At 73.5% G+C, this 19,177-nt stretch carries 16 protein-coding genes; 4 read left to right on the forward strand and 12 right to left on the reverse strand.

Features of this window, described 5'->3' with window-relative positions:
• Positions 1-12 precede the first annotated feature (12 nt).
• From WME97_RS19885 to WME97_RS19895, 3 genes are all read right to left on the reverse strand, one after another.
• Positions 13-261: a hypothetical protein gene (locus WME97_RS19885; protein ID WP_437553926.1), complete on the reverse strand. Its 249-nt coding sequence runs from the start codon at positions 259-261 to the stop codon at positions 13-15.
• Between the two features lie 53 nt (positions 262-314).
• A complete protein-coding gene (locus WME97_RS19890) occupies positions 315-1,586 on the reverse strand; it encodes a hypothetical protein (RefSeq protein ID WP_437553928.1) in 1,272 nt (423 codons plus the stop codon).
• 142 nt (positions 1,587-1,728) lie between these two features.
• Positions 1,729-3,093 carry a hypothetical protein gene (locus tag WME97_RS19895; RefSeq protein WP_437553930.1) on the reverse strand — a complete coding sequence of 455 codons (1,365 nt, stop codon included), beginning with the start codon at positions 3,091-3,093 and terminating at the stop codon, positions 1,729-1,731.
• A 284-nt stretch (positions 3,094-3,377) separates the two neighbouring features.
• Here WME97_RS19895 and WME97_RS19900 point away from each other — a divergent pair, with 284 nt between their 5' ends.
• Positions 3,378-5,288 carry a L,D-transpeptidase gene (locus WME97_RS19900; RefSeq protein ID WP_437553932.1) on the forward strand — a complete coding sequence of 637 codons (1,911 nt, stop codon included), beginning with the start codon at positions 3,378-3,380 and terminating at the stop codon, positions 5,286-5,288.
• 198 nt (positions 5,289-5,486) lie between these two features.
• A complete protein-coding gene (locus tag WME97_RS19905) occupies positions 5,487-6,512 on the forward strand; it encodes a tetratricopeptide repeat protein (RefSeq protein WP_437553934.1) in 1,026 nt (341 codons plus the stop codon).
• Positions 6,513-6,569: 57 nt separating this feature from the next.
• Here WME97_RS19905 and WME97_RS19910 read toward each other — a convergent pair whose 3' ends face one another.
• The 8 genes from WME97_RS19910 to WME97_RS19945 all read right to left on the reverse strand — a co-directional run bounded on the left by WME97_RS19910 (position 6,570) and on the right by WME97_RS19945 (position 14,683).
• Positions 6,570-7,049: an ATP-binding protein gene (locus WME97_RS19910; RefSeq protein ID WP_437300662.1), complete on the reverse strand. Its 480-nt coding sequence runs from the start codon at positions 7,047-7,049 to the stop codon at positions 6,570-6,572.
• The gene (locus WME97_RS19915) at positions 7,046-7,630 is read right to left on the reverse strand and encodes a SpoIIE family protein phosphatase (RefSeq protein WP_437553936.1); all 585 of its coding nucleotides are present in this window, start codon (positions 7,628-7,630) and stop codon (positions 7,046-7,048) included. Before WME97_RS19915 ends, WME97_RS19910 begins: the two co-directional genes overlap by 4 nt.
• Positions 7,627-8,412: an anti-sigma regulatory factor gene (locus tag WME97_RS19920; RefSeq protein ID WP_437300664.1), complete on the reverse strand. Its 786-nt coding sequence runs from the start codon at positions 8,410-8,412 to the stop codon at positions 7,627-7,629. The genes WME97_RS19915 and WME97_RS19920 overlap by 4 nt, the downstream gene beginning before the upstream one ends.
• Entirely contained in the window at positions 8,393-8,788 is a 396-nt protein-coding gene (locus WME97_RS19925) for an STAS domain-containing protein (RefSeq protein WP_157906757.1), read from the reverse strand. The genes WME97_RS19920 and WME97_RS19925 overlap by 20 nt, the downstream gene beginning before the upstream one ends.
• Before the next feature lie 23 nt (positions 8,789-8,811).
• On the reverse strand, positions 8,812-10,161 hold the full coding sequence (locus tag WME97_RS19930) for an STAS domain-containing protein (RefSeq protein ID WP_437553939.1): 1,350 nt from the start codon (positions 10,159-10,161) through the stop codon (positions 8,812-8,814).
• A 593-nt stretch (positions 10,162-10,754) separates the two neighbouring features.
• Positions 10,755-11,444, reverse strand: coding sequence for a tetratricopeptide repeat protein (locus WME97_RS19935; RefSeq protein WP_012236244.1), 690 nt, complete (start codon positions 11,442-11,444; stop codon positions 10,755-10,757).
• A 224-nt stretch (positions 11,445-11,668) separates the two neighbouring features.
• On the reverse strand, positions 11,669-14,104 hold the full coding sequence (locus WME97_RS19940) for a DEAD/DEAH box helicase (protein ID WP_437553941.1): 2,436 nt from the start codon (positions 14,102-14,104) through the stop codon (positions 11,669-11,671).
• Between the two features lie 39 nt (positions 14,105-14,143).
• Positions 14,144-14,683: a hypothetical protein gene (locus WME97_RS19945; RefSeq protein ID WP_437553943.1), complete on the reverse strand. Its 540-nt coding sequence runs from the start codon at positions 14,681-14,683 to the stop codon at positions 14,144-14,146.
• Positions 14,684-14,823: 140 nt separating this feature from the next.
• Here WME97_RS19945 and WME97_RS19950 point away from each other — a divergent pair, with 140 nt between their 5' ends.
• Complete coding sequence (locus WME97_RS19950) at positions 14,824-16,311, forward strand: hypothetical protein (RefSeq protein ID WP_437553945.1); 1,488 nt, start codon at positions 14,824-14,826, stop codon at positions 16,309-16,311.
• Between the two features lie 60 nt (positions 16,312-16,371).
• On the opposite strand, the gene WME97_RS19955 is transcribed toward WME97_RS19950, so the two are convergent.
• Complete coding sequence (locus tag WME97_RS19955) at positions 16,372-17,418, reverse strand: hypothetical protein (protein ID WP_437553947.1); 1,047 nt, start codon at positions 17,416-17,418, stop codon at positions 16,372-16,374.
• Between the two features lie 161 nt (positions 17,419-17,579).
• Between WME97_RS19955 and WME97_RS19960 the strand changes: the two genes are divergently transcribed.
• Positions 17,580-19,079 (forward strand): TolC family protein, encoded by a 1,500-nt coding sequence (locus WME97_RS19960; protein WP_437553949.1) that lies wholly within the window; start codon positions 17,580-17,582, stop codon positions 19,077-19,079.
• Positions 19,080-19,177: the final 98 nt, after the last annotated feature.

Here is a 19,177-nt window from a genome sequence, read left to right on the forward strand (position 1 = left end):
GCCGCCGCGCCGTCAGGCGCTCAGCGGCACCGCGCGGATCTCCGCCGTCGCCGGGCCGCTCACGCGGGCGCGCTCCGCGGCCACGAGATCGAGGAGCTCTTGCCGGGTCACCTGCCCGCTGTCGAGCAGCGCGCGCATCGCGCCGTCGACGCAGCCCTTCACCCGTGCCAGGCGGGGAGCGCTCTCCCCGCCCTCCCGCGCGGTCAGCATGTCGTGCAGCATCCGCCTGAGCCCCGCCATCGCTTCGGTCTTCGAGCGCATCGCCATCACCTCGCCCGATCGGCCTAGCGGAGGCGGCGCGATCCGGCCAAGTTTCAGGCGCGCGGCAGCTTGCCCAGCGCGAGGTCCGCAGCGTCGCGCTCGATCCCCGCGAGCGCGACCCCCGGGCCCTTCCGTGGGACGAGCACCACGCGGCAGCGGCCGCGCGTCGCCGTCTCCAGGTGCGACAGCCCGAAGTCGAGCGCCGCGCCGAAGGCGAAGACGAGCGCGCCCATGCCGAGCAGCTCCGGGGAGCCCGCGCGCGCGCCGTCGACGAGCAGCGACACGCCCAGGTACGTCCCCAGCCCCAGCGCGACGAGCCCCGCGTAGAGGGCGAGCCGCGGGTAGCGCACCTCGCGCGTCGCCCGGAGGAGCGCCTCGACCGGGATGTACGTCTCCCGCTCCTTCAGCGTCCGGCCGAACAGCTCGGTCCGGCTCCGGACGGTCACGCCCTTCGGGCCGACCTCCAGCGCGGCGGGCCGGCGGTACCGCAGAAGGAACCGCCCGGCGAGCCGGAGGACGTGCATCACGAGCAGGATCCCCGTCGCCGCCAGCAGCACGAGCGTTACCGGCCCGCGCGGCGGCGGTGACAGCTCGCCCGCGAGCCGCGCCGTCGCCCCGCCGTCGCGCTCCGGCGCCCATCTCTCGTCCCCGGCGGCCCCGGCGCCCTCCTGCGCGGCCCCGCTGGCGCTCGGCGCGCGGCTCGGCCGCCTGCCGGGGGAGAGCGCGTCGCGCAGCAGCGAGCGCACGATCGGATCGCGCACGTCGTCCACCAGCGCCGCGGCCTCGGCGCGCGCGTCGGGCGAGGCGCTCCCCCGAAGCGCCGCCGCGGCGATGATGGCGCCCGCCCGGCCGAGCTGCGGCAGCGCGCCCTGGTCAGCGCGCCGGACCAGCGCGGCGATCGACCGCCAGAGGCCCGCGGCCCGCTCGCCCAGCGCGGCGTCCAGCGCGGTCAGCGCGTCGACGGAGGTGTACGTCGCCAGCCAGACGAGCGCCTCGGCGACGCGGCCCTCCGCCTCCGGCCCGTCGGGCGGCGAGAGCGCGACCCCGCGCGCGAGCAGCGTGGCCAGGAGCACACGGGTCGCGCTCCCCGCGCCCTCGCTCGTGCCGCGCTCGAGCGCTCGGACCACGTTGCCGAACCGGGTCTCCGCGTCGGCGCTCGACAGGCCCGCTCGGTCGACGAGCTCCGCGAGGCCGCCCTCCAGGGTCGTCCGCCGCTCGTCCGCGGCGGCAAAGGCCGCGGTGTGGACGACGCGCGCGAGGTCGTCGCCGCGGGGGTGTCCGGCAAGCTCATCGAGCACGGCGTACGGAGAGTGTTCGGGCGTCATCGGCGCGGGCTGGTCGGATTAACTGAACGCCGCCGCTTTGGCTAGTGTTCCGCGCGGCCCGGGCCGCGCTCCGCCCCGGCACGGCCCCCTTGGCGCCGGCCCGACCGCCTTCGCCCCGGCGCAGCCGCTCTCGCCCCGCGCGCTACGGCTTCCGCGCGCCGCCCTGCTCCAGGAGCGCCTTCTCCACGAAGCCCATGATCAGCTTGAGCTGCCGGTTCGTGACGTGGAGCTTCGACCAGATGACCTTCCCGTCGGTGTTGAAGGCGATCTCATCCACCACATCGATCCTCGTGATCCCCAGGTCGATGGTCCGGATCGCGTTCAAGGTCTTCGTGAGCTCCTGCGCGTGAACCAGCGCATCTTCAGCGGATTCATCGCCCGCCGTGAGCGCGAGGTCCGCGCCCCCGTCCTTGGTCGGCGTGACGGTGAGGCGCATCCAGGCGAGGCTGCGCGGGACCGCCTGGACCCCGCGAAACGCGTTCGCGGGCGTGAGCATCGAGATGACGATGCCTGCCGCCGAAGATTTGTTGAATCCTTTCATGGTCTTCAACTTGGACAGCTGATCTTCTTCAGCAGCGGGAAGGACCACGAGCAGCCGCCGGTCCGGGACCATCGCGAAGATGCGCTTGCTGCGGTCGGCGGTGGCCCGGGCGGCGGGGACGGGGGCGTCTTCGATCCACGCGCCGTTCGACCGCTGCACGATGACGTCGACGGCCGCGCGCATGGTCTCCTCGGGCGCCCGGTAGTCCATGACGGCGACGACCTTGCTGGAGTCGCGGAGCTGCGGCCCGGCGATGAGGAGGTGGTCGATGTCCCGGATCGGGTCGACGGCGGTGTCGCTGAAGAAGGACTGCCACTGGGGGATGGTCGTCAGGATCCGGCCGAACCACGCGCCGAGCTCGTGGTTGCGGAGCCGGTCGCCGGCGATGAGCACCTGGACGTTCGGGTCCTTCGACGCGAGCTTGCCCGGCGCGCCCGCGGCGCTCAGCGGGGTCCGCAGGTTCGGGTGGTCGCCGTCGTTCTCCGTGCCCCCATCGCCAGACGCGTCCGGTCCTGCGTCGCCCGGCGGCTTCCGGCGCGGCCGTTCGGGCGCGCCCGCGTCCGGCGCCTCCGGCGAGGCGCTCGCCGACGCGGCGGGCGGCGTCGCGGGCGACGGCGTCGCCGGCGCTGCGGCGCCCGCCGCGGAAGGCGCCCCCTCGCCGCCGCTCGCGGAGGGCGCCGCCGCGACCGCGCTGGGGTCGTCCGCGAGGAGATCGAGATCGATCGGCACGATCGTCTCGCCAGCGTCGTAGTCGGCCAGCTCGCCCCGGAGCGCGAACATCGCGTCGAGCCACGCGAACAGCGGGGTCGGGAGCAGGGGCAGGTGCAGGAGCGCCGCGACGACGGCCGCGGTGACGAGCGCCCGCCTGGATGCGGCGCGAACGAGCGGGACGACCGCGGTGCCACGGCCCACGCGCTGGGCCTCCGTCGTGTTGTTCAAGCCACGCCCCGGGGTCCGTTCCGCCACGGCGGTACCCTAGCAGCAGCCGTCCGAACGGCATCCATGCCCCGGAGCGCGCCCGCGCCGCGCGTCGCGGCTTCGTGGCACGTCGTTCGCTCAAGCGATGGTCATGCGATGCCGCCTGCCCCGGCGTCCGCCGTCGTCAGCTCGAGGGGCGCGCGCTCCGCAGAGAAGTGGATCGACACGTGAGTGACCAGGTACTAAGACCGCCGAGCCGACCCGACCCTACGGGTCGATCATCAGACCGCGAGGATCGGGAAGGCCGGTCCTCGCCCAACGCTGTGGATGCGATGAACCGCTCTCAGGCGCCCGGCCCCCGCGGGCAGAAGGACCCCGCACGATCGCACGGCAGCGGCAATGTCCGCACCGACGACCTGCGGAACCCGCAACCGGCGCCGGGCGCCGGACGCGGCGTCGCGCGCACCTCGCTCGTGTCCAGCGTGCTCGGGTTCGTCGCCGCGGCGGCCTTCGCCGGCACCGCGGCGTGGGCGAGCGGCTGCCAGGGCGAGGCCCCTCCCGGCCCCTCCACCGAAGGCGACTCGCCGCCCGAGCGGACGTCGTCCCTCCCCCGCCCCGCGCCCGCGTCGTCGGCGCGCGCCGCCGCGTCCGCCGAGGCGCCCAAGGAGGCCCCGACCGCCGCGCCCTCCGAGGCTCCGGAGCCGCCCGCGCCCGACAAGCCGTACACGGGGCCGCTGCTCGGCTCGATCGTGCCGCAGGCGGCGGTCTATCCGACGATGGAGTTCTCCAAGCAGCGGCTCGGCTACATCCGGCTCGGCGGCAAGGTGCCGGTCGATCCGAAGCCGATCAAGGGCGGGAGCTGCGCCAAGGGCTGGTACCGCCTCCTCGACGGCGGCTACGTCTGCGGGAGGTCGGCCACGACGGACCTGTCGAACCCGCAGGTCCGCCTCGGCATCACGCCGCCGAACCTCGACGAGGTCCTCCCGTACAAGTACGCCTTCAACACGACCCACGGCACGCCGCTCTACCGCTCCGTCCCCTCGAAGGACGAGATGACGCGCTACGAGCCGTACCTCGAGTCCTCGAAGCGCAAGCGGAAGGAAGAGGAGAAGCAGCGCGCCGAGGCGCTCTACGAGGAGACCGAGAAGGAGGTCGCCGCGGCGGCCGCCGCTCGCGCCGCGGCGAGCGCCGAGGCCGCCGCGAGCCCCGCGCCCGTGGCCGCCGTCGCCGCGGATCCGGCTGCAGTCGAGGACAAGGCGGCGGCCGTCGCCGCGGCCGCGTCGCTCGGCATCGCGCCGGCGCCGGTCGAGGAGGAGCCCGAGAAGCCCTGGTGGGAGAACGTCGACGAGAAGGGCAGGCCGCTCAACGTCACGCTCGCCGATCTCGACAAGGACGCCGACTCGACGGTCGCGAAGCGGATGGTCAAGGGCTTCTTCGTCGCGGTCGACAAGACCTTCGGCTGGAACGGCCGCAGCTGGTACAAGACGACCGCGGGCCTCGTCGCGCCGAGCGACCGCATGTACATCATCAAGCCGCCGGCCTCGCAGGGCATCGACTTTCCCGAGGGCGCGAAGTCCGTCGGCTTCATCCTCGCGAAGTCGGCGAGCAAGTACCAGTTCGACGCCGAGAAGAAGTCCGTCTCCGTGGCCGGCTCGCTCGAGCGCTTCGCGGCGTTCGGCCTCACGGGCGAGAGCCACACCCACAAGTCGACGGTGTACCGGAAGACCACCGAGGGCTGGTGGATGAAGGGCGCCGATGGGACGTACACCGATCTCGGCGCCCCGCCGCCGGATCTCGCGCCGGGCGAGAAGTGGATCGACGTGAACCTGTCGCGCAAGACGCTGGTCGCGATCGAGGGCGACAAGCCCGTCTTCGCGGCGCTCGTCTCGCCGGGGAGGCGCTCGAAGGACAAGAAGAAGGACCACCCCACGCCCGCGGGGGTGTTCCGCATCCGCGAGAAGCACATCGCGACCACGATGGACGGCGACGGCACGGTCGCGGGCGATCTGCCGTACAGCATCGAGGACGTGCCGTTCGTCGCGTATTACGACGGCTCGTACGCCCTCCACGGCGCCTTCTGGCACGGAAACTTCGGCCGGGAGATGAGCCACGGCTGCGTGAACCTCTCGCCGCTCGACGCGAAGAAGGTCTTCTTCTGGAGCGAGCCCAGGCTCCCGCGCGGCTGGCACGGGGTCTGGGCCACGCCGGAGAACCGCGGCACGCTCGTGTCCATCCACGAGTGAGCGGGCCGCGCGCGCCGGAGCCGCGCCTCGCCTCGCCTCGCCTCGCCTAGACCTGCCTAGCGGGCTTGGCCGCCTGGCGTCCTGCCTGCGCCAGTCGCTGGAAATCCGGGCGGGCCGTGCTCGGAATAGCTCGAACGGTCGCTTTGACAGGGCTCCCTCTTGACTCGGGGCTCCCCTTCGCACACTTGTGGAGCCGCCATGGACCAGTTCTCGGCGCACCTCGACCGCGGGTGGGATCTCGTCCAGCGCGGGGACACGCGCGGAGCAGAGGCGTCGGCCCGGCGGGCGCTCGAGCTAGATCCGAACTCGCCAGAGGCTCACAACCTGCTCGGCTTCGTCGCGGCCCTCGAGGGCGAGGGCGAGGAGGCCATCGAGGCGTACCGCCAGGCGATCGCCCTCGATGACACCTACCTGGAGGCGATGCTCAACGCCGCCGAGGTGTACATCCACCCGCTCGGCGATTTCGACCAGGCGATCGAGATGTGCGACCAGGCGCTGGATCTGGCCGAGGTCGACGAGGAGATCATCGACGCGCTCCTCCTGAAGTTCGACGCGCTCCTCGGCAAGGGCGATCTCGACGAGGCGGCCCAGGTCGCGGCGAGGATCCCCGAGGGCCCCTACGACAACCCGAACCACACCTTCCTCGTGGGCCGCGCGTTCTACGAGATCGGCCAGGCCGACAAGGCCGCTGCCCTCATCGAGGAGGCGGCGCTCAAGGACCCGCGGCACGCCGAGGCCCACTACTACCTCGGCCTCATCCGCGACGAGCGGGGCGATGTCCGCGGCGCGACGCAGGCCTTCCTTCGCTCCCGCGAGCTCGACGTCGAGCTGGGCATGCCCCCCTGGGCGCCGAGCCGCGAGGGCTTCGTGACGCTGGCCCAGAAGACGGTCGCCGCGCTCAACCCCGTGCTCCGGCGCTACGTCGAGGGCGCGGAGCTCTACATCTCCGACGTGCCCGGGATGGAGCTCGTCGCCGAGGGCGTCGATCCCCGCGCGCTGGTCCTCCTGGACGGCCTCAACGCCGACGAGCGCGAGCGGGGCCTCCGCGGCAGCGCCGAGATCCACCCGTGCGCGCGGGTCTTCGTCTACGCCCTCAACGTCGCCCGCCTCGCGGGCAGCATCGAGGCGCTGGAGCGCGAGATCAACCTGGCGCTCGAGCGCGAGATCACCGCGACGTTCCTCGAAGCCGAGCAGAACGAGCTGACCGAGAAAGAGCTCAACTGATCGAGCGAGGCGCTCCTCGCCACGACCGCCGCGCCGCGTGGGCGCGCGGGGCGCCGCTCACTTCCACTTGACGGCGATGATCTCGGTGCTGATGCCGGGCGACGAACGGATGATGACGGAGCTCATCAGCCGATGCACGGCGCCGAGCCCGACGCCGAGCCCCTGACCGGGCATCCTCGGCGTCAGCCGCGCAGAGCTCGACGAGGACGGGCCGCGATCGCTCTTCGGCCCGACGTCCTCGAGCAGCGCCAGCTTCGGGTCCAGGCCTGGGCCGGAGTCGCGCACGATCACCTCGACGCCCCACCGACCGCCGCCCGTCTGCGTGTCATCGCGGATCGCGCGGATGCTGATGCTCCCGCCGCCGCCGTGGCGCACCGCGTTCGACACGAGCTCGGCGATCGCGATCGCGAGCTCGTGCTGGGCGCGCTCCGAGAGCCCTGCCCAGCGCGCGATGTGCGCGCCCTCGGCCGCGCAGGCGAAGCGATCCTCCTCGCGCGTGACGGGGATGCTGAACGCGGGCGGGGACCGCTGGGTCACGCCGCGCCCCTGTCGCGGACCACGGCGACGACGCACGTGGCGTCGTCGAACGACTTCTTGTGGGCGTCGACGATCCGGCGCGCCATCTCCTCGGGATCGAAGTCGCGGAACGCGCCGAGATCGAAGCCGCTGGAGATCCCGTCGGAGTGGAGCAGGACGACATCGCCAGGCGATATGGGGAAGCGAAAGCTGCGGAGCCGCCGCACGCGCCGCCCGAGGATCCCCGCCGAGCAGAAGCTCGGCATGGCCGTCCGCGTGATCGCCTTCATCGCGATGTTGCCGACGCCCGAGAACTCGAGCTCGCCCACGCTCTCGTCGATGCGCAGGAGCGCAGCCGCGGCCCCGCGCGTCGACGCGAGCTGCTCCCCTGCCCCGGTCAAGAGATCCTCGAGCGGCATCGACGCGTGGTCCTCCACGTAGCGGCAGAACGCGGAGGCCGCTTGCGCGGCGTGGGGACCATGACCGAGCCCGTCGGCGAGGCCGATCAGCACCCACGGGGAATGTCGAACCACCACCACCTCGTCGCCGGCGATCTCCTCGCCGGCGGCGACGCAGCACGCGGTCCCGATGGCGACCGTCATCCGAGGTACTTCCTGACCGTCACGGTCGTCCCCGCGCCGGGCGCCGTCTTGACGTCGAACGCATCCATGAGCGCCTTCGTGCCGCGGAGGCCCGCGCCCATACCGTGACGCGAGCGGTACTTGCCGCTCAGGATCTCCGGCAGGTTCGTGATCCCAGGCCCGTTGTCCTGCGCGACGATCTCGATCGCGCGCATCGGCGAGGTGAGCGAGCGGACGACGACCTGCCCGCTGCCCGCGTACCTGACGATGTTGCGCCCGAGCTCGGAGATCGCCGTGACGATCTTCGTCTGCAGGACGTCGCTGACGAGGTGCTCGATGCAGAGCTCGCGGCCAGCGGACCGCGCGCGCAGCACGTCCTCCTCGTTGCGCACATCGATGGTGATCTCGCGCGGCGCAGGGGCAGCGTGATCGAGCTCACCGAGCTCGGAGATGCACCGATCGAGCTGCGCCTGGTCGCGGACGAACAGCTTCACCCCGCGCTTGACCTCGACGAGGAGGCGCCGGAGATCACCCTCGCGCGCGACCAGCGGATCGACCTTCGCCTGCCGGATCCCGCAGTCGATGACGCTCTTCCTCACCGCGGGCGAGAGGAACTGCGCCAGCACCGTCTCGATCTGATCGGTGATCGAGCGGCCGACGATCTGCGGAGACGACGGCACGGGGCCGCGCCCCGACTGAGGCGTACCCGGCAAGCGCGTCGACACCGGTCCGCTGGACCGGCTCGACGGCGGCCCCGTGGCGCCGCCGCTGGAGGGCGGTCCGTCACGAGGAGGGATCTTCATGCGACACCTCGTTCGTGAGCTCCGGCGGCATCATGTCGTCCTCCGCGGACGGCGCGAGCATCTCGACGGCGCGCTCCAGGTTGAGCGCCGTCACCACGCCAGGGATCTCGAGATCCATCTCCACGAGCGCGATCGCGACCGCGGGACGCAAGCCGCACACCGCCGTCCGGACGCCCATCAGCCGGGCCGTGAGTGCGATGTCACGGATGGCGCGGGTGAGATAGCTATCGAGAATCTCGACACCGGAGAGGTCGACGATGAGGCCGCGGGGCGATCGCGCTTCGATCGACCCGGTCACGTCGTCGCGCAGCTGCTCCACCTGGCCGTCGGTGAGCCCGCCCTGCACCGAGACGATTAAGTTCCCGAAGAGGCCCACGATGGGGACCCTACCCGCTTGCATCAAGTGGACGTCTCCTTCCTCGCGCTGAGCTGCAGCTGTGTCGTGGTCATTGCACCGCTGCCCGACGGATCGAAGGCGGCCCGAGGGCCGCCAGGTGTGAACGGCTGTCCTGTCTGCTTCTCGTTGTCTTTGGCCGCGCCGCGGCGGGTCCCCATGAGGGACGCGGGCGTCGGCTTCTGGCCGGCGAGCGCCATGCTCTCGCGCAGCGCATGCTTGAGGTTGCGCGCGGCGCGCACGGTGCCGAGGTTGATGCCGAGCTCCACCATCGTCTGCGCGACGGCGGGCCTGACCCCGGTGATCCGACACCGCGCGCCGAGCAGCTCGACCGCCTTCATCAGCTTCATGAAATGGTCGGCCGTCCGCGTGTCGATCACCTCGACGCCCGTCACGTCGATGATGACGTAGCGCGACTGGCGGCGGACGATCTCGTCGAGCAGCCGCTCCATGATCTGGGCGCTCCTGCGCGAGTCGACGACGCCGATGATCGGCAGCGCGAGGACGTCGTCCCACAGCTCGAGGATGGGCGTCGAGATCTCGTCGATCGCGTATCGGAGCCGCTCGACGAGCTCGCCCTTGGCGCTCTCGCTCTCCACGAGGTCGCGGTTCTTCGCCTCGAGATCCTCGATGAGGCGCTTCTTCTCGGTCGCGTCGCGGAACACGGCGACGGCGCCGGAGATCGCCCCGTCCTTGCCCCGCATCGGGCTGGCGCTCACCGTCAGGAACAGGCCGGACACCGGGCCGGTCTCGATGCGCGGCTCGGAGAACACCGGCGGCACGCGGACCGACCGCGGCTCGACGTCGTCCCCCTGCGGCCCCGCGGTGGGCGCGAGCGTCGGCATCGCGCCGCCCGCCATGCCGTTGGATCGGCGGGCGACCCGCGCGTCCTGGTCGGCGGACTTCCTCGCAAAGAGCTCGACCTGATCGACCGTCTCGCCGCGCAGCGCGCGCGAGAGCGGGTGCTCGGACATGGGCCAGGGGGTCGCGCGATCGGGGAAGAACAGCGTGGCGTCCCCGGGCCCCACGTCGTCCGCCGAGGTGAGGTCGAGCGGCGCGCGGCCGAGCATGTGCTCCGCGGCCGGGTTGCGCATCAGGAGCTCGCCCCTGTCGTCAACGACGGCGACGCCGTCCGCCATGCTGTCGAGCACGAGCTTGAAGATGCCAGCCTGTCGCCGCAGCTCCTCGTCCGCTCGGGCCAGCTGCTCGCCGCGCTCGCGCGCCTCGCGCGTCGCCCGGTCGAGCTGCGCGGCCTGCTCCTTCGCCGCGCGCTCGTGCCCCTCGATCTGCTGCTCGAGCGTCGCGACGCGCTCCGTGAGCCTCGCAATCTCTTGCCGCAGAGCTTCTTCGCTCATCGCGAACTCCCCGTCGTAAGCCCGCGCGCGCCGTGCGTGGCGCCAGGCAGCGCGTCCCTCCGGTGCGCGGCGCGGCGAATCCCCTCGCAGGATTGCTCCAGATGCGCGCGCCGGGAGGATGAGCCGCGCGGGCGAAACGAGACGGCCGCGGAGAGCGCGTGGCTCTTCGCCGTCCTGTCCGTCCTTTGCACGCTCGTGACGCTCATTTCTTCTCCTCGCAGGGTGCCCTGTCCCAAGCGGGGACCGTGTCCAGCACCAGTCGAGAAACACAGCTTATCGCCAACCGGGCAACCCACCGTCAAGCTTCGCGTCAGCCATGCGTGTCGCTTGTGGCGACGGCATCCACCGTCGCCCAGCCGAGGTAGCCCGTGCCCGCACAACCGCGCCCGTGCCCCGCGTCACGATCGAGCACGCCAGCAGCAGCTTATGCCGCGCCGCAGCGCAGCCGAGCTCGGTCGGCGCGCACCTCCTGCTTCCGCTCCTCGGATGTGCGGATGGAGAGGGTCCAAGCTCACGTGAGGTTCCCCCCTTACGACGCGCGCTGGTCACCAGCGCGGATTGCGTGCTCACCGCTGCGCGCGGGTCGCTCCACCTCAATCGCCGAGGCTCTGACGCTCGCGAGCGCGCCGTCGCTTGGCCTTGCGCTTCGAGTCGGCCGGGCGCTGAGGGTCTGGGCCGCTCTCGCCCGTGGTCGGGGCGCCCGCGTCGAGCCAGCGCCACAGCGCCATCTGGTCGGCGGTCGCTCCGTGACGGATGGCGCGCTTCAAGATCTTCTTGGCGAGCACCAGCTTGCCGCATCGGGCGAGCGCGTGCGCGTAGCTCGCGGCGATGTCGGCCTCGCCCGTCTGCGCCTCGGTGGCCTGCGCCAGGAGCGGCAAGGCGTCGTGCGGGCGGTTCAGCGCGACGTCGTAGAGGTGGCCCAGGTTGTGCGCATACCAGGGGTTCTCGGGCGCGATGGCCAGCGCGCGCTCGTAGGCGCGCGCGGCGTAGCGGTAGTTGCCGAGCAGCGACTGCGCCAGGCCCAGCACCGCCCAGGCGCCGTCGTCCTCCTCGTGGAACTGCAGCACGCGGCGCGCGAAGAGCGCGGCGCGCCACGGATCGTGCTCGACGCCCATCTCCGCGAGGTGGCGGTGCGCGTAGAGCCACGGCTCGCTCCCGGGCGCCGTCGCGCGGGCCAAGCGCGCGAGCAGCGGGAGCACCCTGTCCGCATCGAGCTTGTCAGCAAGCGCTCGATCGATGTCCCGTCGAAGCCGGTCGATGTCCTCCGCTCCACTGCGCCCCATCCCTTCCGTGATACGACCAGTGGGCGAGCTTGGCTAGCGCGTTGCGCGCCGAGCGGCGACGCCTGGACGACGTCGCACGCAAGCCCCCACCGACGTACCATCGACCTGCGCCGCCAGGCGGTGTCTTGCGCCGCGCGGAACCGCTTGAAACGCCCGCGTGGAGCCCGCTCCGCCGCCATGTGGCAGCGGACAGACGCTCTTGCGCCGGCCCGCGCGACCCGCGCTCAGGCGTCCTCCGCCACCTCTTCGGCGCTTGACGTGCGCTCCCGAGCCTGCTCCGCGCGCGCCTCCTTGCCCGCGATCGTCGCGCCGTTCAGCGTCGCCACGACCCGCGCGAGCTCGGCCTTCGGGACGCTGACGAACGCGTTGCGCTCGCGCACCCGGATGCGCCGGATGTCCCCCTTGGCCATCCCGCCCCGCTCGATGAGCGCGCGCTGGAAATCGGCCGCGCGCGCGCCGTCGCGGCGGCCGAGGTTGATGAAGACCTCGACGAACTCTCCGTCCGCCTCGTCGCGCGAGGGCTCGGCGCGCGGCGCTTCGCCGGCCTCGCCGCTCTCGATCTCGACCGCGGCCTCGCCGGTGGCCGACGGCAGGGCGCTGCTCGCGCGCTCGCGCTCGCCGCCGCGCGACACCGGCGAGCCGGGCGCCGGAGACGGAGGCTCGCCGAGGATCGGCTCGTCGTCGCCCTCCTCCTCGGGCGGCTGCCACATGGTGAAGTCGGCGTGGCGCGAGAACGGCTGTCCCGACGCGCCGCCCTGGGGCCTGCCCGGCGCGGCGCCAGCGGCGCCAGCGCCGCGGCGCGCCGACAGCAGCGTCGCAGCGGGCCGATCGCGCAGGCGCTCCGCCGGGCCGCGGCCCGACCCGCCCTCGGCTCGCGGCGGCTCGATCCGCATCAGCGGCTCCGGCCGCGTGAGCGGCTCGACCGAGACGGGGCCGTCGTCGCGCGCCCGCGCCCCCTCGGGCCGGCGCGGCTCCTCCCCCCCGGGCGCGTCCGCGCCGCGAGGGCCTCGCCGCCCCTCGTCCCGGCGGAGGCGCAGCGATCGCCGATCGCGCTCCCGCCCGCGGTCCCGATCGCCCTCGCGCGCCAGCTCGCGTTCGCGCTCGCGCTCGCTGCGCTCCGTCTCGGGCGAGCGCGGCTCGGCCGAGTCGGCCGCGCGGGGGATCGCCTCCCGCGCATCCCGCGCCGCCCGCCCGCGCGCCGCGGGCTCGGGCTTCGTCGACGGATCCGTGCCGCGCCCCTCGCTCTCGCGCGCCGCCGCGCGCTGCGGCTGCTGGGCGCGCCGCGCGGCGCTCGCCTCCTCCTGCGCCGTCGGCCGCGCGCCGAGGTGATCGCGCAGGAGGCCCGCCACGATCGCCTCGGCCTGGTCGTGCGTGAGCAGCCGGCGCGCGAGCGAGAGATCGTCGCGGTGCGTGCCCTTCGACAGGAACGCCTCGGCGAGCATCGCGACGAGATCGGCCTCGGCGCGCGTCTTGAGCTCCCCCTCCGTGGGGAGCTGCTTCTCGAGCGGGCGGATCTTGTACGTCAGCCGGAGGATGTAGAGCGGCCCGACGTCCTGCGGCGTGATCAGCGCGATCGCCGTGCCGGTGCGGCCCGCGCGGCCGGTGCGGCCGGTGCGGTGCACGTACGCCTCGGCGTCCTGCGGGAAATCGTAGTTGATGACGTGGGTGAGGTGCGAGATGTCGATGCCGCGCGCGGCCACGTCGGTGGCGACGAGGAAGCGCAGACGCCCCTCGCGCGTCGCGCTCATCACCTTCTCGCGATCGGACTGCGGCAGATCGCCGTTGAGCCAGTCGGCGTCGTACCCCTGGCGCTTCAGCGCCCCGGCGACCGCCTCGGTCTCGTCCTTGGTATTGCAGAAGACGACCGCGTTCTCGGGGTTCTCGACCTCGATGATGCGGACGAGGGAGGTCAGCTTGTCGCCCGTGATCAGGTAGACGAAGTGCTGGATCTGGAGCGCGCCGACGGCGTCGCCCGAGAGGGTGATGAACTCGGGCGAGCGCAGCTTGCTGCGCGCGATGCGCTCGATGTCGGGCGGGAGCGTCGCCGAGAACAGCAGCGTCTGCCGCTCCGGCGGCAGCTCGGCGAGGATCGCGGTGAGCTCGCGCTCGAAGCCCATCGAGAGCATCTCGTCGCACTCGTCGAGCACGAGCAGCCGGATGTGCTTGGCGACGATGGTCCCGCGGCGCAGGTGGTCGAGCACGCGGCCCGGCGTGCCGACGATGACCTGCGCGCCCGCGGCGAGCGCGTCGATCTGCCGCTGCATCGGCGCGCCGCCGTAGACGGCGACCACCTTGATGCCCTTGCGCTTGCCGAGGCGCTCGACCTCCGCCGAGACCTGGAGCGCGAGCTCCCGCGTCGGGCACAGCGCGAGCACCTGCGCCTGCGCGAGCGAGCGCTTCACGGCATGATCGACGATCGGGAGCCCGAAGGCCGCCGTCTTGCCGGTGCCGGTGCGCGCCTGCACGACCGCGTCGCGCCCGCGCGTCACCGGCTCCCACACGGCGAGCTGCACCGGCGTCGGATGGACGTAGCCAATCTCCGCGAGGGTCTCGCGCAGCTCGGACGACAGAGGGAGCACATCGAAGGTAGGCGGCGGCTGGGGCTTGTCGCCGGTCTGCGCTTCACCCGCCACTGCGGCAGGGGGAGAAGGAACGGTCATGTCGGTCATATCGTCCTGCGTGATCGCCGCGTCGGGGTATTATCTCGGGGACGCGGGCCCAAGCTGGCCATCGACGATCGCCCGGACCCGCCGCCGCAGCGGAGCCAGATCGCCTGCCTCGCGCCGCGCTGCGTGCTCCTCCGCATAGCGGAGCCGCTCGATGGCGTCGAGAGCGCGCTCGTTGTCCTCCGAGCCCCGGCACGAGGCGGCCACTCCGTCCCGGTAGGTCCACGCCGGAGCGAGCGTGCTCCTGAAGCGGGCCAGGGCGGCGTCCTCCCCGTCGGTCCCGGGGGCGGCCTCCCTGGCGCGCTCGACGGCCCGGACGAGCGCCAGGAGGCCCTCCTCGCAGCTCGCGTAAGGCGACGGGGCGGCCGGCAGAAAGAAGACCTGCCGGATCAGCTGGAGGGTGCACGAGGTGATGATGAGCGCGGCGAAGCTGTAGTACGCGACCAGGGCGATGCGCCGGCCACGGGCGCGAGGCCCGCCCGGGCGGCGCGGCGCTCCAAGGGGGCGCGCTCCCGCCCCGGTCCCCGGCACGGCCGGGGGGTGAGCGATGGGCGCGGGAGCTTGAGCGGGCATGGGAGCTGCGATTCCTAGGGCGGGCAGGGGTGCGCGGCCGCCGACGGTCGGGCTCCGCTTCCACGGTCCCTTCCGTGCGGGCCAGTGCTATCACCTCGCGGCGGGCGCGACGAGATGCTGTTGGACGGGAGCAGCGCGAGGTGACCGACAGGACCGCGGCGCTCCGCATCATCGCCCGCCGATCCGCTGCGGCGCTCTCCGCGATGGCCCTCGTCCTGGGCCAGCCCGGGGCCGCGCTGGCTCAGCCGCTCCAGGACAACGCCTACACCATCGACCTCTTCCAGGGGCCCATCCTGGCGCCGCTGCGCGTGACCGGGATCGCCGGCGCCTACGCCGGCTACGCCGAGGGGATCGCCGGCATGGTCGCCAACGCCGCGGCGCCCGCGCTCCGCGAGCCGTTCAGCATGCGCTGGTTCGAGTGGGACGTGGCCGCCTCGATCTCGCTGCCCATCGAGCTCTTCGAGAACAACGATTTCGACAACAGCGGCGACATCGATCTCGATTACTCGAATTTCGTGTACCTGACCCTCGGCGGCCAGCTCCAGGCGGGCGACTTCGGCGCCGGGGTCAACGCCGAGCTGCAACGGTATTCCCTGACGGACGAGGCCGGCGCCGAGACCACGGTCGTGATCGGCAAGTACCATTTCCTCGGCGGGGTCCGCCTGCTCGGCGACGCGCTCGTGCTGGGCGCCGGCGCGCGCGCGGTGACGCTCAACCTCCAGGCCGAGCAGACCGACCTGACCATGGCGGGCATCTCCCCGGAGCTCGGGGTGCTCGTGCGCCCCGACTGGGCGTCCTACCGGCTCGGCGCCACGTTCCGCTTCCCGGTGAACGGCGGCCGCTTGCTCGGCGAGGGCGTGGTGATGGACGGGCAGGTCCGCCGCGCCGGCGGGCTGATCCTGCCGAACGAGGTCGTCCTCCCCTGGGAGCTCGAGGTCGGCCTCGCCGTGCAGGTCGGACCGCGCCCGCTCAACCCGGCGTGGATCGACCCGCACGTCCAGGAGCGGGAGCTGCGCGAGGCGGTCGCGCGCAGGCAGGCCGCGCGGGAAGAGCGGAGGGAGCGCGAGCTCGGCGCCATCGACGACCCGGAGGAGCGCGCGCGGCGCGAGCGCGTCTTCGCGGCGGAGAGGGCGCGGGAGCGCGCCGACGACGAGCGCGAGCTCGCCGCGGGGCCCGCCATCCTCGAGGCGGAGCGGCGCGCGCGCTACTGGAACTGGCCGCGCGAGCACCTGCTCATCACGGCGGAGCTCCTCGTCACGGGCCCGGTGTCGAACGGGGTGAGCCTGGAGCGCTTCCTGGCGCAGAAGCAGCCCGGGAGCGAGCACGGCCCGTCGGCGGTGGGCACCTCGGGCGCGCACGTGAGCTTCTCGCCGCGGTTCGGGATCGAGACCGAGCCGATCCCGGGCCGCGTGCACACGCGGTTCGGCAGCTACTACGAGCCGAACCGCTTCGGCCGCCTGGGGAGCGGGCGTGTCGGCCGGCAGCACTTCACGTTCGGCGCGGACGTCCGCGTGCTCTCGACGACCTTCTGGGGCCTGATACCAGACACCGCCTTGACGCTGCAGGCGTCGATGGACTTCGCGCCTCGCTATGACAGCGTGAGCGCCGGCATCGGCGTCTGGCACTGAGCGCCCCAGCGCCGCTCACGCCGACGATGCGCGCCGCTCACGCCGACGATGCGCGGCCGCTCACGCCGACAGCGCGCGGCGGTGTTGCTCCGCGAGCAGCACGCGGAGGTGGCTCATCCGGGCGGGGTCGCGCTTGCCGAACTCGTCGAGCGCCGCGGCGACCGCGACCGGCGCGCCGCCGCGGGGCTCCTTCCGGAGCGCCCTCGCCGCCAGCGCGAGCGCGCGGGGGCACAGCACCTCCTCGATGCAGAGCCGCGCGGGCGGCGGCCGCCACGCGGCGTCGCGGTAGCCCCCCGGCGGCGAGGGCTCCGCGAGGAGCGCGAGGCCGTCCGCCTTCGCCTGTAGCGCCGAGAGGATCTCGCGCTCGATCGCGCTGCCCTCCTCGCGATCGCCGGAGCGCTCGATCGTGAAGATCGGCGTCGCCGCGCCGCGCCGCGCTGCGCCGAGCCAGCCCTTCCGCCAGCGCACCGCCGTGGCCCTGCTGATGGTCGCCTCGCCGCGCGCGACGAGGCCCGTGAAGGCGCTGAGCATCAGCACCTCGAACGGCGAGAACGCGTCGCCGCCCTTCGCCCCCGCGATGCGCGAGAGGTTCGCGGCGACGACGGGGAGCCCCGCCTCGATCGCGTCCGAGGAACAGAAGAGCGTCGAGCCCGGGCTCGTCGGGTGGAACCCCGTCAGGCTCACGCCCTCGCCGGCGCCGTACCACCCGAGGAGCGTGCGCACGGTCCCCCGGCGGGCGCCGTCGGCCGAGCAGTACGCCCACGTGGTGCCCCAGAGATCGAACAGCGACCGCGTGATCCACCGCGCGATCCTCGCGCCGAGCAGGACGCTCGCCGCGAACAGCGCGGCGGCCGCGAGGGAGTCGTCCGCGGCTGCGGCCAGGCCCGAGAGGAGCAGCCCGTAGAGCGCCGTGTACGCGAGCAGCAGCCCGCTCGTGATCGCGCTCAGGAACAGCTCGATCTTCGGCGACGCGCCGCGCGGCTCGGACCGCCGCCACACGGCGCGGTGGGACGGCTCGCCGCAGCGAGCGCAGGGGTCCGCGGCGCCGCATCGCCGCCGCGTCCCGCAGCCGAGGCAGATGTCGATCGGGGGCAACCGGCTTGGCATCGGTGGTCCAGAATAGTGGCGCATCCTCGGTTCGTCGCCACGACCTGACCCACGGCGCGCGCTCGCCGCGCGCACGGTTTCGCACACACGCACAGGGCGGGAGCGCGCCCCTGCCCGCTTCGGGCTTGTCGTCGCGCCCTGTCCGGCGCATCGAGTCGCGCATGCCCCATCGCCGGCTCCGCATGGTCGCTGTCAGCCACCTCGCCGTCCTCGCCCTGTGCCAAGGCGTCGCCCTCGCGCAGCCGGCGCCTCCCCAGGGTCGACCGGGCCAGCAGGCTCAGCCGCGGCCGGGCCAGCAGGCGCCCGCGGCGGCCCCGACGACCGCGGCCGCCGCGCCGCCGGCGATGCCGCAGCGCATCGAGGTGAACGACCCGGCGCTCGCGCCGGTCCCCCCGCCCGCGCGCACGCTGGCGAGCTGGAACGACGCGCGCGGGATGATCGAGCAGCGGTCGGTCGACTTCGCCATCGCCGTGCAGGAGGTCGCCCGCGCCGAGGGGGTCGCGCGGCGGGCGCTTGCCGCGGCGCTGCCGAGCCTCGACGCGCGCGGCGACGTGACGCACGAGCTGGCGGGCGGCGGCGCCGTGAGGTTCCCGCCGGGCATCGCTCCCGCCCCCGGGGAGCCGGGCGCGGGGGCGATCGAGGACGCGCCGACGACCGCGTCGGCGTCGCTCACGCTCCGCCAGCCCATCCTCGCCCCGCGCGCCTGGTACGGCATCGGCACCGCCAGGCGCTCGGTGGACGTCGCCAAGCTGAGCCTGGAGGATCGCCGCCGCGTCACCGTCGGCGCGGTGGCGGACGCCGTCGTCTCGATCGTCACGGCCGAGCGGGTCAGCGAGATCAACCGGGTCGGGCTGCGCAGCGCGCTCGAGCGGCTCGAGCTGACCCGGCGGCGCGAGCGCCTCGGCACCGGCACGAAGCTCGATGTCGTCCGCGCGGAGCAGGACGTCGCCCTCGCCCGCGCGACGCTCGTGTCCGGCGACGAGGCGCTGCGCAAGGCGCGGGAGACGCTCGGGGCCGTGCTGGGCGAGCGCGGCGAGGTCGGCGTCCCGCAGGGCTTCTCGCTGAACGCGATCGCGGCGGAGGTGCAGTCGGAGTGCGCCGAGGCGCGCTCGGATCAGCGCGCGGACGTCCGCGCCGCCCGGGCCGAGCTCGAGATCGCGGAGCGCAACCTCACCGACGCGAAGCTCGCGTTCGCCCCGTACGTCGATCTGTCGAGCACGCTGAGCGCCCGCACCTCGATCGGGGACGAGTCCACCCGAAGGGCGCGGTCCTGGGGGTGGTCCATCAGCGCCGTGCTCACCGTCCCCATCTGGGACGGCGGAGCGCGCTACGGCGATCTCCAGATCAGCAGGGCCGCGGTCGAGCAGCAGCGGGTGCGCCTCGGGGCGGTGGAGCGCACCGCGGGGCTCGAGACGACGCAGGCGGTCCGGGGCGTCGCCGTCGCCGAGCAGGCGCGCGCGGTCGCCGAGCAGTCGCGCGACCTCGCGCGCGAGACCGCGCGCCTCACGCAGGTCGCGTTCGAGGCCGGCACCGCGACGAGCTTCGATCTTGTCGAGTCCGGCCGCAGGCAGCGCGAGGCCGAGCTCGATCTCGCGGTGCGGGAGTTCGAGGTGGTGAAGGCGAAGATCACCGCGCTGCTCGCGTCCGCCTCGTGCAAATGAGGTGCGCGCAGGACGTGCGCCCGCCGAGCGCGGCTGCGGCGCGGCGCGCGACGAGCGCGGCCACGACCCCGCGCGGGGGTTGTGCCGAGCGACCGCGC

The sequence above is a fragment of the Sorangium sp. So ce367 genome, assembly GCF_051520455.1.
GTDB classification, from domain to species: Bacteria; Myxococcota_A; Polyangia; order Polyangiales; family Polyangiaceae; genus Sorangium; species Sorangium cellulosum_B.

Bases quoted from the DNA above. Each gene is read 5' to 3' on its own strand.
- WME97_RS19890 (WP_437553928.1), bottom strand. From the start codon at position 1,586: ATGACGCCCGAACACTCTCCGTACGCCGTGCTCGATGAGCTTGCCGGA.
- WME97_RS19960 (WP_437553949.1), top strand. From the start codon at position 17,580: ATGCCCCATCGCCGGCTCCGCATGGTCGCTGTCAGCCACCTCGCCGTC.
- WME97_RS19940 (WP_437553941.1), bottom strand. From the start codon at position 14,104: ATGACCGTTCCTTCTCCCCCTGCCGCAGTGGCGGGTGAAGCGCAGACC.
- WME97_RS19945 (WP_437553943.1), bottom strand. From the start codon at position 14,683: ATGCCCGCTCAAGCTCCCGCGCCCATCGCTCACCCCCCGGCCGTGCCG.
- WME97_RS19905 (WP_437553934.1), top strand. From the start codon at position 5,487: ATGGACCAGTTCTCGGCGCACCTCGACCGCGGGTGGGATCTCGTCCAG.
- WME97_RS19930 (WP_437553939.1), bottom strand. From the start codon at position 10,161: ATGAGCGAAGAAGCTCTGCGGCAAGAGATTGCGAGGCTCACGGAGCGC.
- WME97_RS19885 (WP_437553926.1), bottom strand. From the start codon at position 261: ATGCGCTCGAAGACCGAAGCGATGGCGGGGCTCAGGCGGATGCTGCAC.
- WME97_RS19935 (WP_012236244.1), bottom strand. From the start codon at position 11,444: ATGGGGCGCAGTGGAGCGGAGGACATCGACCGGCTTCGACGGGACATC.
- WME97_RS19915 (WP_437553936.1), bottom strand. From the start codon at position 7,630: ATGACGGTCGCCATCGGGACCGCGTGCTGCGTCGCCGCCGGCGAGGAG.
- WME97_RS19900 (WP_437553932.1), top strand. From the start codon at position 3,378: ATGAACCGCTCTCAGGCGCCCGGCCCCCGCGGGCAGAAGGACCCCGCA.
- WME97_RS19955 (WP_437553947.1), bottom strand. From the start codon at position 17,418: ATGCCAAGCCGGTTGCCCCCGATCGACATCTGCCTCGGCTGCGGGACG.
- WME97_RS19920 (WP_437300664.1), bottom strand. From the start codon at position 8,412: ATGAAGATCCCTCCTCGTGACGGACCGCCCTCCAGCGGCGGCGCCACG.